13 protein-coding genes are annotated in these 16,100 nt (G+C 64.2%); 9 read left to right on the plus strand and 4 right to left on the minus strand.

Annotated elements, in window-relative coordinates:
* Positions 1–21 precede the first annotated feature (21 nt).
* The 8 genes from L0C59_RS08890 to L0C59_RS08925 all read left to right on the plus strand — a co-directional run bounded on the left by L0C59_RS08890 (position 22) and on the right by L0C59_RS08925 (position 10,638).
* Positions 22–777 (plus strand): PP2C family protein-serine/threonine phosphatase, encoded by a 756-nt coding sequence (locus L0C59_RS08890; RefSeq protein ID WP_243091004.1) that lies wholly within the window; start codon positions 22–24, stop codon positions 775–777.
* Positions 777–2,732, plus strand: coding sequence for a protein kinase domain-containing protein (locus L0C59_RS08895; RefSeq protein WP_243091005.1), 1,956 nt, complete (start codon positions 777–779; stop codon positions 2,730–2,732). Before L0C59_RS08890 ends, L0C59_RS08895 begins: the two co-directional genes overlap by 1 nt.
* Positions 2,729–3,382 (plus strand): response regulator transcription factor, encoded by a 654-nt coding sequence (locus L0C59_RS08900; RefSeq protein ID WP_243091006.1) that lies wholly within the window; start codon positions 2,729–2,731, stop codon positions 3,380–3,382. The genes L0C59_RS08895 and L0C59_RS08900 overlap by 4 nt, the downstream gene beginning before the upstream one ends.
* Complete coding sequence (locus L0C59_RS08905; RefSeq protein ID WP_243091007.1) at positions 3,357–4,661, plus strand: sensor histidine kinase; 1,305 nt, start codon at positions 3,357–3,359, stop codon at positions 4,659–4,661. Before L0C59_RS08900 ends, L0C59_RS08905 begins: the two co-directional genes overlap by 26 nt.
* Before the next feature lie 24 nt (positions 4,662–4,685).
* Positions 4,686–5,264, plus strand: coding sequence for a hypothetical protein (locus L0C59_RS08910; RefSeq protein ID WP_243091008.1), 579 nt, complete (start codon positions 4,686–4,688; stop codon positions 5,262–5,264).
* A 2-nt stretch (positions 5,265–5,266) separates the two neighbouring features.
* Positions 5,267–5,701, plus strand: coding sequence for a hypothetical protein (locus L0C59_RS08915; protein ID WP_243091009.1), 435 nt, complete (start codon positions 5,267–5,269; stop codon positions 5,699–5,701).
* A gap of 117 nt (positions 5,702–5,818) precedes the next feature.
* Positions 5,819–8,017, plus strand: coding sequence for a PD-(D/E)XK nuclease family protein (locus tag L0C59_RS08920; RefSeq protein WP_243091010.1), 2,199 nt, complete (start codon positions 5,819–5,821; stop codon positions 8,015–8,017).
* Positions 8,014–10,638 carry a UvrD-helicase domain-containing protein gene (locus tag L0C59_RS08925; protein WP_243091011.1) on the plus strand — a complete coding sequence of 875 codons (2,625 nt, stop codon included), beginning with the start codon at positions 8,014–8,016 and terminating at the stop codon, positions 10,636–10,638. The genes L0C59_RS08920 and L0C59_RS08925 overlap by 4 nt, the downstream gene beginning before the upstream one ends.
* Here the strand turns inward: L0C59_RS08925 and rpsI are convergent.
* On the minus strand, positions 10,635–11,021 hold the full coding sequence (gene rpsI, locus L0C59_RS08930; protein ID WP_114312894.1) for a 30S ribosomal protein S9: 387 nt from the start codon (positions 11,019–11,021) through the stop codon (positions 10,635–10,637). The genes L0C59_RS08925 and rpsI overlap by 4 nt on opposite strands.
* A complete protein-coding gene (gene rplM, locus L0C59_RS08935) occupies positions 11,021–11,452 on the minus strand; it encodes a 50S ribosomal protein L13 (protein WP_243091012.1) in 432 nt (143 codons plus the stop codon). The genes rpsI and rplM overlap by 1 nt, the downstream gene beginning before the upstream one ends.
* Before the next feature lie 136 nt (positions 11,453–11,588).
* Between rplM and L0C59_RS08940 the strand changes: the two genes are divergently transcribed.
* The gene (locus tag L0C59_RS08940) at positions 11,589–13,250 is read left to right on the plus strand and encodes a CTP synthase (RefSeq protein WP_243091013.1); all 1,662 of its coding nucleotides are present in this window, start codon (positions 11,589–11,591) and stop codon (positions 13,248–13,250) included.
* A gap of 3 nt (positions 13,251–13,253) precedes the next feature.
* On the opposite strand, the gene L0C59_RS08945 is transcribed toward L0C59_RS08940, so the two are convergent.
* Together L0C59_RS08945 and L0C59_RS08950 are read right to left on the minus strand one after the other, a co-directional pair.
* On the minus strand, positions 13,254–14,984 hold the full coding sequence (locus L0C59_RS08945; RefSeq protein ID WP_243091014.1) for a GmrSD restriction endonuclease domain-containing protein: 1,731 nt from the start codon (positions 14,982–14,984) through the stop codon (positions 13,254–13,256).
* A gap of 33 nt (positions 14,985–15,017) precedes the next feature.
* Complete coding sequence (locus tag L0C59_RS08950; RefSeq protein ID WP_243091015.1) at positions 15,018–16,064, minus strand: DUF815 domain-containing protein; 1,047 nt, start codon at positions 16,062–16,064, stop codon at positions 15,018–15,020.
* Positions 16,065–16,100 lie beyond the last annotated feature (36 nt).

A 16,100-nucleotide genomic window follows, 5' to 3' on the forward strand; every position in this document is an offset into this window, starting at 1 on the left:
ATTCATCCTATAATGGGTCCGATGCGCCTGGCTCCCCGTTATAGCGTGGCCGCGGTCTCCCATGTGGGCCGTCGCCAGAACAACGAGGACTTCCACCGGGTGATGCGCCTCGAGGTCCCCCAGGGCAACCTCCTCCTCCTGGCGGTGGCCGACGGCATGGGGGGAATGGAGGCGGGGGAGTGGGCCAGCAAGGTGGCCATAGAGGCCCTTTCCGAGGTGGTGCGGGCCTATGCGGAGCACCTGAGGGGGGGCCGGCCCGCGGTGGGCCTGGCCCGGGTGATGGAAAAGGCCTTCACCCTGGCGGCCAGGCGGGTGGAGAAGGAGGCGGAGCGGCTTGGGAAAAGGGGCATGGGCACCACCCTCACCGCCTTCCTCTATGCGGACTGGCTCAAGGAGGGGGTGGTGGGGCACATCGGGGACTCCCGGGCCTACCATTTCAGCCCCAGGGGGCTAAAGCGGCTCACCGAGGATCACTCCTGGGTGGCGGAGCGCCTGAGGGAAGGGGTTCTGACCCGCACCGAGGCCGAGCGCCACCCCTACCGCAACGTCCTCACCCGGGCCTTGGGCCTGCCGCAAGCCCGCTTTGACCTCCAGGGGGTGCACCTGGCCCCAGGGGAAGGGGTGCTTTTGGTCACGGATGGGCTTTACGGCCTGGTGCCCGAGGAGGAGTGGATCTTGGGCAAGGACCTGCAGGCGAGCCTCGAGGGGCTCCTCTCCGAGGCTTTGCGCCGGGGCGGGGACGATAACGTCACCGCCGTGGCCTTACGGGTGGAGTGATGCAGGGACTTCTGGCCTTCCTCCTGGTTCTCCTCACCGCAGCCCTGGCCTCCCGCCTTTCCCCCTGGCCCCTTTGGTTCCTCCTGCTTTTCCTCGCGGGAGCCGCCTGGGCCACGGGGGTCCGGGCGGAGGCGGTCTTCCCCTGGCTGCTTTTGGGCCTGGGGTTCCTGGCCGCACCCCGGGTCTACCTGGGTCCCCGGCGGCGGGCCCCAAGGCGCCCCCGTACCCAAGGACAGGCTTCTTCCGCCTACAAGACCACGGAGGAGGCCCAGGCCCTGGGAAAACAGTACGAGATCCTGGAGAAGGTGGGCGTGGGGGGCATGGCCACCGTGTACAAGGCCAAGGACAGGAAAACCGGGCGGCTGGTGGCCCTCAAGGTTCCCCAGGAGCGCTTTGTGGGCGACCCCCGGTTCGTGCGCCGCTTCCACCGGGAGGCGGAGGTCCTGGCCAAGATGGACCATCCCAACATCGTTAAGGTCTACGACCACGGCCAGGTGGACGGGGTGCACTATATCGCCATGGAGTACCTGGAGGGGGAGGGTCTGGACAAGCTTATCGAGGAAAGGCGCCTTTCCCTGAAGCAGGCGGCAGCCATCCTGGCCCGGGTGGCCGATGCCCTTAAGCACATCCACGCCCAAGGCATTGTCCACCGGGACATCAAGCCGGGAAACATCATGGTGCTCAAGGGGGCCCTGAAGGAGGATGGGGTGGACCCCAGGGGGGTGCGGCTCATGGACTTTGGCATCGCCGCCGGCAAGGTGCTTACCCGCCTCACCATCACCGGGGCCCGCATCGGCACCCCGGTCTACATGAGCCCGGAACAGGCCAAGGGACAGAAGCTGGACCATCGCTCGGACATCTATTCCTTGGGCATCGTTCTCTACGAGGCCCTGACCGGCCAGCCTCCCTTCACCGGGGGGTACGAGACGGTGATCCACCAGCAGATCTTCCAGGTGCCCACCCCTCCCAAGCAGCTCAATCCCCAGGTTCCCCAGGTTCTTTCCGACCTGGTCCTGCGGATGCTGGAGAAGGACCCAGCCAAGCGTCCCAGTTTGGAGGAGGTGATCCAGGGGCTTTTGGGGCCCTGGGAGGAGGAACGGGGCCTGCCCCATCCCTTTTACCTGCTCTTGGGGGTGGAGGCCAAGAAGGGTACGGTGCGGCTTCTGGACCTTTCGGGCACCGCTGCCCGGCTCCTTTCCGGCATCGGTTCCGGCCCGGGCTACTTCCCGGCCCCTCCTCTCTCCGTGGCCGCCGATGAGGAGGGGGGCATCTGGATCTCGGTTTTTGAACATGGGGCTAGGCTCCTTCACCGCTTCTCCCCGGAAGGAGAGCTCCTTCTTTCCACCGGGCCTTACGGCATGAAGCCTGGGGAGTTCCTCTTTCCCGCGGCCCTGGCGGTGGCCAACGGTAGCCTCTTCGTCCTGGACTCGGAGACCGCCACGGTGAGCCGGCTGGACTTAAAGGGGCAGTACCAGGAGCGCTTTGGCGGCCAGGGGCCTGGGCGGGGCACCTTTCAGGATCCCAAGGCCCTGGTGGCCACGCCGGAGTTCCTCTTCGTCCTGGACTACGGTAACCGCCAGGTGCAGCGCTTGGCCCCGGATGGACGCTACCTTTCCCGCTATGCCTTCCGCCGTTCTAAGGAAAGCGAGGAGCTAAGGCTTTTGGGTGGGGTGGGGGTGGAGGGGGAAAGGCTTTACCTCTACGATGTGGAGGCGGCCAAGGTACGGGTGCTGGATTTTTCCGGGTCCCTTCTCGCCTCCCACGCCCTACCCCTTTTGGAGGGGGAGGACCGTATGAGCCTGGTGGAGCTTTTGCCCTTTGGGGGGATCCTCTATGCGGCGAGGCGTGGGGCGAGCCGCATCCACCGCATAGACCTGAGGACCGGGGAGGCCCTGCCGCCCTTGGAGGTTTATGCTCCCGTGCGGGCCCTTTCCCTTTGGCGAAACCCGGCATGAGGGTGCTTCTGGTGGAGGACGACCCAGGGGTTCGGGAGGCCTTGGAGCTGGGGCTTTCCCTCGAGGGGCATGAGGTCAAGGCCACGGAGAGCCCGCAGGAAGCCCTAAGCCTTCTTCCCTGGGCGGAGGTGGTGGTTTTGGATGTGCTTCTGCCCGAAAGGGACGGCTTTTCCCTGCTTAAGGATATCCGCGCCCGTTCGGAGGTGCCCGTGCTGATGCTCACCGCCTTGGACGCGGTGGAGTGGCGGGTGAAGGGCCTCAGGGAAGGGGCGGACGACTACCTGGTCAAGCCCTATAGCCTCTCCGAGCTCCTGGCCCGCCTCGAGGCCCTCTGGCGCCGCGCCCATAGGGGAAAGGAGGCCCGGGAGGCTTTGGCCTACAAGGACCTGAGGCTTTATCCCAGGCGCATGGAAGCCTTCCGGGGGGAGAGGAGGCTTTCCCTTCCCCCCAAGGCCTTCCTTCTCCTGAAGGCTTTCTTGGAATCCCCGGAGGAGGTGCTTTCCAAGGAGGCTTTGATGCGGAGGGTTTGGGGGGAGGAGGTGGACCCCGCCACCTTGGAGGTGCACCTTTCCCTCTTAAGGAAGGCCCTGGGGGAGCCCAGTCCCATCCAGACGGTGCGCGGCTATGGCTATCGCCTTTTCCTCCCTTAGGGGGAGGCTTTTCGCCCTTCTCTTCCTGGCCCTTTTGCTTCTGGCCCTGCCCCTGGCCTTCCTTTCCGCCAAGGAGGCGGAAAGGGCGGCCAGCGAGGACCTGCGCCGGGCCCTTTACACCCGGCTTTACCTCCTGGGTGAGGAGGGACCCAGGGAAGAAGGGGCCCTGCTTCTTGAGCTTTTCCGCCTAGCCCAGGCTTACGGGGGCGGCACGGGTTTCGTGATGGGGAAGGAGGGTGTGGCCTTCACCGAGGTGCCCTCCCCGGACCTTCCCCCTGGTCTCCTCGAGGCCCTCGCCCAAGGGCGGGCCTACCAGGGGGTGTGGCGGGGGGTGCTCTACGTGGCCCTGCCCCGGGAGGGGGGAGGGTTCGGCCTGGCGGTACCCTTGGAGGGGGTTGCCGGCCTGGGACGCAGGCTTCTCCTCCTCTACGCCACCTGGGGTGGCGGGGTGCTCCTGGCCATCTTTCTCCTCTCCGCCCTGGGGCTTGCCTGGGCCCTCCGTCCCCTGGGGCGGCTGGCAAAGCTCCTCCAGGCACGGCGGCCCGAGGACCTAAGCCCCCTTCCCGACCCGGGTCTGGCGGAGCTTCGGCCCTTGGTGGGGGCCTTAAACAGCCGTTTGGCCCAAGTGGAGGGGCTTCTTAGGGAGCTTTCCGAAAAGGAGGAGGCGGCCCGCCGCTTTGCCCGCCATGCCTCCCACGAGCTCCGCAATCCCCTGGCGGCCTTGAAGGGGTACTTGGAGGTGCTCCTGCGCAAGCCCGAGCCCAGGGCCCTCGCCGGGGCCTTGCGGGAAGCGGAAAGAATGGAGGCCCTGCTCTCCGGACTCCTCAGGCTGTCCCGCCTCGAGGCCGCCTCCCCTAGGCTTACCCCCTTGGACCTGCGGGCTTTCTTGGGAAGGTGGGGCCTGGAGGTGGAAGGGGAAGGCCAGGTCTTGGCGGACCCCGAGCTTCTCGCCCTGGCGGTGGAAAACGTGTGGGACAATGCCCGCCGGCACGGGAGGCTTCCCCTCAGGGCCAGGATCCAGCGGGAGGAGGAGGGGGTTTGGCTATGGCTTGTGGACTCCGGGCCTGGCTTTCCCAAGGAGCTTTTGCCCCGGGTCCTGGAGCCTTTTGTCCATGGGGGAAAGGGCACGGGCCTGGGCCTGGCCTTGGTGGCAGCGGTGGCCCGGGCCCATGGGGGAAGAGCCTGGGCGGAGAACCAAAAGGGGGCGGCGGTGGGGCTATGGTTGCCTTTGGCTTCCCTTAAGGTTTCGCCCGATGCGCCCTTTAGCCAGAGGGGATAGCCTTTATGGCGGAGGTGATAGGGGATGAAGCGGGCGTTCACGGGTTTGGTTCTCCTGATGGCGGGCCTTTCCTTGGCCCAGGGTACGGATTACGGGCAGGCGGCGGTGGCCTCGGCGACCTTGGCCAGGCTCCAGACGGTGGCCCAGGGGGCCACGGGGGAGGAGAAGCTTCTCGCCTGGGCCAAGGAGGTGAAGGCCCGGGCGGAGGGGAGCTACGAGGCCAAGGCGTACTTCAAGGCGGCGCGGGAGGCCCAGGCCGCCCTTCTCCTTTTCCGGGCGGCCTCGGGGGAGTCCCAGGTGCAGGCCCGGGGGCCGAAGCCTGCCCCCCGGATGGGCATGGGGAGGCACCCTTCCTTTGGACCCAGGGGCCATGCCTCTGCCCCCTGGGGTAAGGGGTGGCCGGGCCTGGATGCCCGCCGGGCCCAGCGGGTCCCGGGGGTGGTGGACCGGGCGGAGAAGGAGCTGGCCTACTACCGGGCCCAGGACAGCCTGGTGAAGGACCTGGTGGCCGAGGCCAAGGATAGGCTTTCCAAGGAGCCTGGCCGGGCCTTCCTGCTGGCCCGGGCGGCCTTGGCCCTGATCTCGGCGGAACGGGGCTTCTAAGGATGCGATGGCTTGGGGTCTTCCTCCTCCTGGCCCTTGGGGGCTGGGCCATGGGGGAGGAGGGCCCCAAGGGCTTTGGCCCCTCGGCGGAAGAGGCGCTGGCGCGCTGCCTTAAGGTGGTGCGGACCCTCGAGGTCCAGGCCCTCTACCGGGAAGGGGATACCCTGGTCCTGGCCCTGGGCCAGGCGGAAGGGAGGCCCCTGTTGCTTTTGGCCCTCGAGGGGGGAAGGCCCATGCCCTACATGGGCCCCATCCGCGGAAAGCCCATGCGAAAGCGCCCCTTTTTCTTCCTGCGGGAGCTTTCCCTGGCCCGGCGGGTGCTGGTCTTGCCCGAGGGGTACCGCTGCTTTGTCCTCCACCGGGGGCGGGTGGTGGGGGTGTTGCGCCTGGGCTTGGACCTCGCTCCCCTACCCCTTTCCCCGGAGGCCACCCCCTGATGCCGCCCCGATTGAGCCTTCTGCGGGTCGGGGGTTTTCGGCGAACCCCTTCCGCAAGGGGTGCGGTTTGGAGCCAAGGGGGGATTCCTGGGCCTTGGGGTTTTAAAATGGCCCCATATGAAGCCGGGCCTCTATCCCCTCCTGGGCCCCCCTGCCTCGGGGAAGACCACCCTGGCCCGGGAACGGGCCCTGGAGGTCCTGAAGCGGCGGGGGAGGGTCTACTGGGTGGGCCTGCCCCACCAAAGGGCCTACGTGTACCGCCTTTTCGGGGCGGAGGGAGCGGTGCTGGGCCTGGAGTTCATGTCCTTCCAGGCCCTTTACTACCGGGCGCTGGCGGAGGTGGGCCGGCTTGGGCCCTTGCTTCCCGGGGCGGGAAGGGTGGCCCTGGTGGCGGAGGCCCTTAGGAGCCTCTATGGGGAAGGGATCGCCCCAGGGGAGGCGCGGCTTTTTGCCCGGGCCATTGCCGAGCTCAAGCGCTTTGGCCTCTCCCCCTTTGCCCTGCCCAAGGAGGGGGAGGCGGGAAGGCTCAGACAGGTCTACTTCGCCTACGAGCGCCTGAAGGGAAAGGCCTTGGACTATGACGACTTCCGCCACCGGGCGGGACGCGTGCCCCTTCGCCTTTTCCCCAGGCCCGATCTGGTGGTGGTGGACGGGTTCCGGGAGGTGGGCCCCTTGGACCTACGCTTCCTTAGGCGCTTGGCCAAGGAGGTGCCCGTTCTCCTCACCCTGGAGGTTCTTCCCGAGGGGTTGGAACCCTGGCAGACCCTTTCCCCCAGGCCGGTGAGGAAGGAGGTCTGGGCCCTGGCCAACCCCGTGGAGGAGGTGCGCCACCTTCTCAGGGCCTTGAAGCGGGCCCTGGCCCCTAAGGAGATGGATGGGGAAGGCCTGGATCCCTGGGAGGTCCTGGTGGTGGCCCCTGAGGAGCGCATTGGGGGGCTTCTCCTCCTCAAGGACGAGTACGGCCTGCCCCTTTACGATGGCCGGGAAAGGGCCCTGGCCGACACCGAGGAGGGGGAGCGGGTCTTGGCCCTTTTAAACCCCTTTCCCACGGGGCGGGACCTTCTGGCCTTGGGGTTTTCCACCCTGGGAAGGAAGGCCTTAAGGCTGGGCCTGGCGGGAGTGGAGGCCTTGGGGGCCTTGGCGGAGCGGGAAGGGCTCCTTGAGGAATGGCGGGCCTTCCAAAAGCTCCGCACCCCGGGGCCCGAGCTTTTGGCCTGGGCGGAGGAGGTGTTGGAGCACCTGGGGATCGGGGCTAAGGAGCCCTTTCTCTTCCGCCTCCGCCTGGCCTTAAGGGCGGATGCGGGAAACCCTTTGGCCTGGTGGCGAAGCCTGCTTCTGGACGAGAGCCTGCCCCCTGAGCCCAACCGGGGGGTGGCCCTCCTTCCCCCCTTGCGGGCCCTGGGCCTAAGGGCCAGGAGAGCCTATGTGCTGGACTGGATGAGGGGGCGCTATAGCCTAGGGGAGCGGGAGGACTACTTCCTCCTGGAAGAGCTTAGGGAAAGGGGGCTTCTAAAGGGGCTACCCCGGCGGCTTAGGGGTTTTGATCCCCTTTTTTGGGAGGAGGTGTCCACCCGAGGGGACGAGGTCTTTCTCCTGTACCCGGAGGCGGGTCCTTCGGGGCTTTATCCGCCCATGGAGGAGGGGAAGAAGCCCGAGCCCCTGCCCCCGGCAAGCCGCCTCGAGGCCCTTCCCCAGCTTCCCTTTACCCCACCCCTGCCCACGGGGCGGGAGCCCCCGCCCCACGTGGAGGTCCTCCGCCGCTTCCTGGAATGCCCTTTCCGGGCCTATATGGAGCGTTGGTCTTTAAGGCCCAGGGATGGAGGGTTGGGTTGGCACCTCCTGCCAGAGGAGCAGGAACGGCTCTTGCGCGACCCCCAGGTGGGCCCCTGGCTGGAAGCATATAGAGAACATTGGCAAACCATGCAGTTTTGGAAACTGTGGCAACGAAAGTCCCTGAACCTGCGCCTGGATGGGGTCCGGAGGGAAGGCAATGTCATCCACCTTTACCGCCTTTTGCCCCAGGGAGGAGAGCCCGACCTAGGACCCCGGAAGCGTTGGACCGAGTGGTACGCCTTGGGGGTCTTAATGGAGCATAGGGATATCCGGGAGGTCCACCTATGGACCTGGCCCTGGATGGGGAAGCCTAACCTTCACCTCCGTCAGCGGTCGGCCTCACTTCCCAAGGCCGTGGAGGAGGTGCGGCGACAGGTGGGCCAAGCCTACGGGCTTTGGCAACAAGGGTCTTTCCGCCCAGCACCGGGTAACCACTGCTACGCCTGCGACCTCGAGGATCTCTGCCGAAAGGAGGAGGCGTGAAGCTCTACGTGGCCTCGGCGGGAACGGGGAAGACCCACACCCTGGTGCAGGAGCTTCTCGGCCTTCTGCGAAAGGGGGTGCCCCTAAGGCGCATGGCCGCCCTGACCTTCACCCGCAAGGCCGCCGAGGAGCTTAGGGAACGCATCCTGAAGGAGGTTGAAGCCTTTGGGGAAGGGGAAGCGGCAAACGCCAAGCGGGAGCTCTACGGCGCCCTTTTCACCACCATCCACGGCTTCATGGCGGAGGCCCTGCGCCACACCGCTCCCTTCCTCTCCCTGGACCCAGACTTCGTCGTACTGGATGAGATCCTTGCCGAAGCCCTTTTTCTGGAGGAGGCCCGAAGCCTCCTTTACCTAAGGGGTCTGGACCTGGTGCAGGAAGGGGAGCTTTTGGAGTCCCTACGGCTCCTGTATGAAAAGCGTTCCCTGGCCGCGACCCTCAGGCCCTTGCAGGGGGCGGAAGAGGTCTATGCCCTTTTCCAGGAAGCCCTGAGGAGATACCAAGAGCGCACCCCCGACCTCCTGGGGCCAGGGGACCTCGAGGCCCAAGCCCTCCGCCTCCTGGAACACCCCATGGCGGTAAAGCGAGTGGTGGAGCGATTTTCCCACATTTTCCTGGACGAGTACCAGGATGTAAATCCCTTGCAGGGGCGGTTTTTCCAGGCCCTGGAGGAGGCGGGGGCGCAGGTGGTGGCCGTGGGGGACCCCAAGCAGTCCATCTACCTCTTCCGCAATGCCCGGGTGGAGGTCTTCCGCCAGGCCCTAAAGGAGGCGAAAGAGGTCCACCCCCTCGCCGAAACCCGGCGCCATGCCAAGGGGGTGGCAGACTTCCTGAACCGTTTTGTGGAGCGCTTCTTCCCCGAGCCGGAGCGGGTGCCGGTGGTGCCCCTAAGGCAGGAGGAGGGCCTGGTGGAGGTGCACTGGGTGGTGGGGGAGGGAGGGCTGGAGGAGAAGCGGGAGGTGGAGGCCAGCCTTCTGGCCCGGAGGCTTCTGGACCTCAGGGAGAAGGGCTATCCCTTCAGCCGTATGGCCGTCTTGGTGCGAAGCCGCCGCAGCCTCCCCCATCTGGAAAGAGCCTTCCGCGCCCTGGGGGTTCCCTACGGCATCCGCCGGGGGCGTAGCTTCTTCAACCGCCCGGAGGTGCGGGATATCTACCACGCCCTCAGGGTGGCCCTCCTGGAAGGGCCACCTTCCCCGGAGGAACGCCTTTCCCTTTTGGTCTTCCTGCGGGGTCCTTTTGTGGGCCTGGACCTGGGGCAGGTGGAGGAAGCGTTTAGGCAACCCGATCCCCTGGCCCACCTGCCAACGGAGGTAAAAGCCCGCCTGGACTGGTTAAGGGGTTTGGCGGGGAAACGGCCCCTAGAGGCCCTCAAGGCTTTGGTTCGGGATGAGGCCTTCTTCACGCGGCTATCCCCCAGGGCCCGCACCAATCTGGATACCCTCCTCCTTCTGGCCGCTTCCGAGCGTTTCCCCGACCTCGAGGCCCTCTTGGAGTGGCTAAGGGTGCGGGTGCAGGATCCCGAGGCCGCCGAGCTTCCCGAAGGGGGCGAGGGGGTGAACGTCCTCACCGTCCACGCCGCCAAGGGGCTGGAGTGGTCGGTGGTGGGGGTCTTTGACCTTGCCAGGCAGGAGCGTACCTCGGAGGAGCCCCTTCTGGTGGGGCTTGGGGGAGAGGTGGCCCTTAAGGGCACGCCGGCCTACCAGGAGGTGAGGCATGCCTTGAGGAAGGCGGCGGAGGAGGAGGCGTGGAGGCTTCTCTACGTGGCCCTTTCCCGGGCTCAGGATGTCCTTTTGCTCACGGGAAGCGCCTCTTCCCGGCCCGGACCCTGGGCCAAGGCCCTCATGGACTTGGGCCTGGGCCCCGAATCCCGGGATCCCCGGGTGCGGGTGCATGCCCAGGGGGATCCCTTGCCGCCTCCTTCCCTCGAGCCCGGGGTTTCCCTTCCCCCCGCCCCTTACGCTCCCTTGACCCTGGAACCCAAGCCCTTTCCGCCGGTGTATTCCCCCAGCGCCCACCTCAAGGCGGAAGGGGAGCCCCTGCCCCTGGCCGAGGCCCTGGAGGGGGAGGTGTTGCCAGAGTTCGCCCGGGCCGTGGGTACCCTGGTTCACTACGCCATCGCCCGCAACCTGGACCCGGAGGACGAGGGAGCCATGCGGGCCCTCCTCCTGCAGGAGGTGGCCTTCCCCTTCTCCGAGGAGGAGCGGGAGCGCCTGCTTGCGGAGGTGCGGCTCCTCCTGGGGAACCACCGGCGCATGCTGGGAAAAAGCCTCCCCGCCTTGGAAATCCGGGAGGAGGACCATGCCGAACTCCCCTTGGTCCTGCCCCTCGCGGGCACCGTGTGGTACGGGGTGCTGGACCGTCTCTACCGCGTGGGGGGACGTTGGTACCTGGAGGACTACAAGACCGACCGGTCCGTGGCCCCGGAGCACTACCTCCGGCAGCTTGCCCTTTACCGGGAGGCGGTGCGGCGGGCCTGGGGGGTGGAGGCCGAGGCCCGTTTGGTCTATCTAAGGCAGGAAAGGCTTCACGTCTTCTCGCCAAAGGAGCTTCAGGAAGCCCTAAAGCAGTTGGAAAAAGCCCCCGGGATCCTCTCCCAGGGGCTTGAGCCAGGCCTCCTTTAGCGCTTGGAGTACTGGGGCGCCCGGCGGGCCTTGTGCTTGCCGTACTTCTTCCGCTCCACCACCCGCGCATCCCGGGTGAGGAAGCCCAAGGGCTTCAGCTTGGCGCGGTAGTCGGGGTTGTACCGGAGAAGGGCCCGGGCCACCCCCAGCTTGATGGCGTCCACCTGGCCGCTCTTGCCGCCCCCCTTCACGGTGATGTAGGCGTCAAAGCGCCCCAGGGCGTCCACAACCCGCAGGGGCTCGAGGGCCGCCACCGCCCGCACCAGACCCTGGAAATAATCCTGGAAGTCCTGGCCGTTCACGGTGACCTTACCGCTTCCAGGCCTCAGGAAAACCCTGGCTACCGCCTCCTTGCGCCTACCGGTGCCGTAGTACTGCTCCATCACTTGACCTCCAGCTTAACGGGTTTCTGGGCCTGGTGGGGGTGGGTGGGGCCGGCGTAGACCTTGAGGCGCTTGAAGAGCCTCCGCCCCAGAGGCCCTTTGGGGAGCATGCCCTTCACCGCATGCTCCAGTACCCTTTCGGGGTGGGTGGCCAGCATCTTCTCGGCGGGGATCTCCTTAAGGCCCCCCTGGTAGCCGCTATACCGGGTGTAGATCTTCTGCTTTAGCTTCTTGCCCGTGAGGCGGATCTTGTCGGCGTTCACCACCACCACGAAGTCCCCCATGGGAAGGTTGGGGGTCCAGTCGGGGCGGTGCTTGCCCCTTAGCAGGGTGGCGATCTGGGTGGCTAGCCGCCCTAAGGTCTTGCCCTCGGCGTCGATGAGAACCCACCGGGGTTCGATCTCCTTGGGTATGTACGTCTTGGGCTGCATGCGTTTGGGCCCTCCTTGAACTCTGTGTGCCAAGCACCATGTTCTTGCCGGGGGATCGGGGGACCCCGCAAGAACGCCAAAGAAAACTCTACCATAACCCCGGGGTCTTTTGCCAGATGTGGTAGGCTGAAGTCCCGTGAACGGGGTTTCCGAGAACGCGCCAAGACCGAGGAAGTACGTGTTTGTCACCGGGGGTGTGGTGTCCAGCCTGGGCAAGGGCATCCTCACCTCTTCCCTGGGCGCCCTCCTTCGCGCCCGGGGGTATAGGGTTACCGCCATCAAGATCGACCCCTACGTGAACGTGGATGCGGGGACCATGCGCCCCTACGAGCACGGGGAGGTCTTCGTCACCGCCGACGGGGCGGAGACCGACCTGGACATCGGCCACTACGAGCGCTTCCTGGACCTGGACCTCTCCCGGGGCAACAACCTCACCACGGGCCAGGTCTACCTTTCCGTGATCCAGAAGGAGCGCCGGGGGGAGTACCTTTCCCAGACGGTGCAGGTGATCCCCCACATCACCGATGAGATCAAGGACCGCATCCGCAGGGTGGCCGAGGAGCAGGGGGCCGAGGTGGTGGTGGTGGAGGTGGGGGGCACGGTGGGGGATATCGAGAGCCTCCCCTTCCTGGAGGCCATCCGCCAGTTTCGCTTTGACGAGGGGGAGGACAACACCTTCTACATCCACCTCACCCTGGTTCCCTACCTGGAGACCAGCGAGGAGTTCAAGACCAAGCCCACCCAGCACTCCGTGGCCACCTTAAGGAGCGTGGGCATCCAGCCCGATGCCATCGTCCTCCGCTCCGTGAAGCCGGTGCCGGAGGAGGTGCGCAAGAAGGTGGCCCTCTTCACCAACGTGCGCCCAGGGCATGTGTTCAGTAGCCCCAACGTGGAGCACATCTACGAGATCCCCCTTCTCCTCGAGGAGCAGGGCCTGGGCCGGGCGGTGGAGAAGGCCTTGGGCCTCGAGGCCGTCTTCCCCAACCTTTCCTTCTGGCAGGAGGCGGTGCGGGTCCTGAAGCACCCCGAGCGCACCGTGAGGATCGCCATCGCCGGCAAGTACGTGAGGATGCCGGATGCCTACCTTTCCCTTCTGGAGGCCTTGAAGCATGCGGGCATCCGGCACGGGGCCCGGGTGGAGGTGAAGTGGGTGGATGCGGAGGGCCTCGAGGGGGCCGACCTGGACGAGGCGTTTAGGGATGTTGCCGGCATCCTGGTCCCCGGGGGTTTTGGCGTGAGGGGCATCGAGGGCAAGGTGCGGGCGGCCCAGTACGCCCGGGAAAGGGGAATCCCCTATTTGGGCATCTGCCTGGGGTTGCAGATCGCGGTCATCGAGTTTGCCCGGCATGTGGCCGGGCTCAAGGGGGCCAACTCCACGGAGTTTGACCCCTACACCCCCCACCCGGTGATCGACCTCATGCCCGAGCAGCTGGAGGTGGAGGGCCTAGGAGGCACCATGCGCCTTGGGGACTGGCCCATGCGCATCCGCCCGGGCACCCTCCTCCACCGCCTTTACGGCAAGGAGGAGGCGCTGGAGCGCCACCGCCACCGTTACGAGGTAAACCCCCTCTACGTGGACCAGCTGGAGCGGGCGGGCTTGGTCATCTCCGCCACCACCCCGGGGATGCGGGGGCGGGGGGCCGGTCTGGTGGAGGCCATCGAGCTAAAGGACCACCCCTTCTTCCTGGGCCTCCAGAGCCACCCCGAGTTCAAGAGCCGCCCCATGCGCCCCTCGCCCCCCTTCGCCGGGTTCGTGGAGGCGGCCCTTCGATACAGCGAAGAGAACATGCAGCATTGAAACTCAAATTTCTTCGTAGGGTTCGCCGAGGTGATCGGCGAACCTGTTACCCGTGACTTCTTTTATTTTCTGAAGAATGAGCTTGCCGCGCTCCTGAACAAAAACTTCGTAGTGGTCGTCTGACAGAATGCTTGGTTTGATATCACCTTGAGGGCCTATCCTAATAGGCAAAAGGGCGCCAGCGAAGCGTTCATTCTGAACGCTGAAGTTGCCCTTTTCTACCAAGTCCTTTATGTACTCTGAGGGATTGCGATTAGAAAGAAAGCGGTTGGTTTCTTTGGTAACCGGAACCAAGTTGGCGATGCTGTCAATATACTTCTTTCTTGCTCCAAAAGAGCGAGGGAAGAAGTGATGCATTTCGAAATTTTCAGAAGTTATGGTTGCGCCGGAATAAAAGTCGGATTTAATGTGTCGGCGTAAAAGAGCCAAAGCGGCCTTGTACCTATTGTCACTTTTAGCCAAGCGGACTAGCGTTTCCAAATCTAATTTGACAAGAGGGATGTCTTCTTCTGGCAAGTATCCACTTTTTTGCAAGCTATTTAGGCTTTGATAGTGAACAAAAATCCTGTAATTTGTGGCACGAAATCCACTCTGCATAACGTTGGCGAAAAACCATTGGACCAGTTGATCATGCTTTTGAATTAGGAAATTTTCTTGTTCTTTCTCCGATAATCCAGCGAGCACGGAGGCTAAAGCAACGAGCTGGCTTTCTCCAACATAGAATTGGGGTTCTAGTCCGCATTCCCGGCGTGCCCAAGTAATAGCCTTTACCAACGCATTTACGGCAGCTTCCCAGTGCTTGATGATGTCGCTTTTGCTAAGGCCAAGTTGCTCGCTTCGAGAAGGTTCCCTTCCCTTCTCCAAAAGGACGATTACTTGTAATAGCCGTTCGCCATCCACATCGAATTCGGATAAAACCGGATGGCTCTGGCGAGCCTTGTCAAATAAGTCCCGAAGGTCAGGGTAGGGGAAATAACGCGCTACAGCCAGATCGAAGGTTGTCAAGCGCGTGCCGGTCGAGTTAATGGTTTCAAAAATCCGACATATGGCTTCAACACCTTCTTGGCCTTCCAATAAGATGTAAGGCACCTGGTAATTGCGTATGGTTTCAAATACCCTATGCACTTTTTGAATAGCCTGCATTGCTCTTTCTTCTTGCTCCAAAAGGTGCTTCAGAAAATATTTGATAACGTATTGTTGTTCCTCACCTTCCAATATTAAATCTGCCCTAATCCAACGACCATCATTCCGGGTAGTATCTTCGCTTTTCCCCTTAGTTTGTTTGATCCAATCCGATCTTTCTTCATGGAAAGATTCGTAAATTTCCCCCAAATCAAACCAATATGTTTTAGATGGGTTTGCGTTTAAGAGAACTCGCACAATGGAAGTTAACCTCTGTTGGCCGTCGAGGATTAGAAACTCTTGTGCTTCGGGAGTCACATCCTTGTTGGAAGGAGCATCTTTGTTATCAAGTTCAAAGTTTTGATTGTTTATTGAATCAGCATGCTCGGAATCCGCAATGGCAGCTTGCAGCGAGCGGGTGCTCAATTGGATGTCGGGGCTCGGTTCTAAAAGCAAAAGGGAGCCTATGGGATAGTTTCGTGCAATGGAGTCGATCAGGAGTGCTACTTGAGCTTCATTCCACACAAAATCCCTTTGAAACTGAGGCAACTTAAATTGTCCCGCCTTGGCTTTTTTGAGCAATTGTCTTATTGAAAGAGAACCTGTTTGCATGCCAAAATTCTAAATGGTGCGGATTGAGGGTTGTCAAGGGGTTGTACCCAATTGAGAGAGGGCGAACTGCCGGGCTACCCGTCCGGAGAAACCCTTCTGCAGGGCGAAGCGCAGGGCCTCGGCCTCCTCCTTGGGGGTCAGGGAGCGGCCCAGGTGGTGGACCACCGCCTGTAGGTAGAGGGCCTTGTCAAAGGGGGGGAAGGTGAGGACTAAGCCGAAGCGCTCGGAAAGGGCCAAGGCGTCCTGAAGGGCATCCCAGGCCGTGGGGCCTTCCCCAGGCAGGGGGTTTTCCCCAAGATGGCGCACCAGGTGGCGGCGGTTGGAGGTGGCCACCAGGAGGACGTTTTCCGGGGGACCCTCGAGGCTTCCTTCCAGGAGGGCCTTCAGGTGGTGGAAGGCCTCCTCTTTGGGGTCCAGGGAGAGGTCGTCCAGGAAGAGGAAAAAGCGGTGGGGAAGAAGGGCCAGCCTCTCCAGCAGGCTTTCCAGGTGGTCTAGGGCCTTGGGCTCCACCTCCACCATGCGGGCTTGCGGAAGGTGCAAAAGGCTCTTGGCGGCGGTGCTTTTGCCCGTGCCCCGGGCCCCGTAGAGGAGGGTGTGGAGGGCGGGTTTCCCCGACAGGAACCGGAGGGCATTGGCCTTGAGGGCCTTAAGCTGCTCCTCGTAGCCCAGAAGCTCGTCCTCCCGGGGCAGGCGGGGGTTTTCCAGGGGACGCACCTCGCCAAAGAAGCGGAAGGTCCGGTAGAGGGCAAAGGGATAGGGCCCGTGGGCTTGGAGTACCCGGGCCAGGGCCTCGGGGTTGCGGGCGAGGAGGGCGGCCAGGGCCTCTTCCTCAGCGGGGTAGGGGGGGCGTTCCCCCAGGTCGGCTAAAGGGTACTCCCTTCGCCTCTCCTCCAGTTCCAAGGAAAGGGCCTCGAGGTCCTGCCGCAAAAGCTGCATCAGCCCCGGGGTGGGCCTTAGGGCCCGCCAGGCCCAGGGGGCTTTGAGGAGGCTTTGGGCGAAGGCGTAGCCCCAGGGTTCCCCCCGGGGCAAGTCCAGGTCCAGGAGGTCCAGGGGAGTCTTGGGGAGCTCCATGGGCCCCATGGTAAGGGAAAGCCCCGGGGGTTTCCCGGGGTCTTG

Source organism: Thermus neutrinimicus, assembly GCF_022760955.1.
Lineage (GTDB): Bacteria > Deinococcota > Deinococci > Deinococcales > Thermaceae > Thermus > Thermus neutrinimicus.

What these genes read in the sequence shown, in the direction of transcription:
- L0C59_RS08950 (WP_243091015.1), bottom strand. Translation starts at nt 16,064, where the DNA reads ATGGGGCCCATGGAGCTCCCCAAGACTCCCCTGGACCTCCTGGACCTG.
- L0C59_RS08920 (WP_243091010.1), top strand. Translation starts at nt 5,819, where the DNA reads ATGAAGCCGGGCCTCTATCCCCTCCTGGGCCCCCCTGCCTCGGGGAAG.
- rplM (WP_243091012.1), bottom strand. Translation starts at nt 11,452, where the DNA reads ATGCAGCCCAAGACGTACATACCCAAGGAGATCGAACCCCGGTGGGTT.
- L0C59_RS08895 (WP_243091005.1), top strand. Translation starts at nt 777, where the DNA reads ATGCAGGGACTTCTGGCCTTCCTCCTGGTTCTCCTCACCGCAGCCCTG.
- L0C59_RS08890 (WP_243091004.1), top strand. Translation starts at nt 22, where the DNA reads ATGCGCCTGGCTCCCCGTTATAGCGTGGCCGCGGTCTCCCATGTGGGC.
- L0C59_RS08945 (WP_243091014.1), bottom strand. Translation starts at nt 14,984, where the DNA reads ATGCAAACAGGTTCTCTTTCAATAAGACAATTGCTCAAAAAAGCCAAG.
- L0C59_RS08910 (WP_243091008.1), top strand. Translation starts at nt 4,686, where the DNA reads ATGAAGCGGGCGTTCACGGGTTTGGTTCTCCTGATGGCGGGCCTTTCC.
- L0C59_RS08900 (WP_243091006.1), top strand. Translation starts at nt 2,729, where the DNA reads ATGAGGGTGCTTCTGGTGGAGGACGACCCAGGGGTTCGGGAGGCCTTG.
- L0C59_RS08915 (WP_243091009.1), top strand. Translation starts at nt 5,267, where the DNA reads ATGCGATGGCTTGGGGTCTTCCTCCTCCTGGCCCTTGGGGGCTGGGCC.
- L0C59_RS08905 (WP_243091007.1), top strand. Translation starts at nt 3,357, where the DNA reads ATGGCTATCGCCTTTTCCTCCCTTAGGGGGAGGCTTTTCGCCCTTCTC.
- rpsI (WP_114312894.1), bottom strand. Translation starts at nt 11,021, where the DNA reads ATGGAGCAGTACTACGGCACCGGTAGGCGCAAGGAGGCGGTAGCCAGG.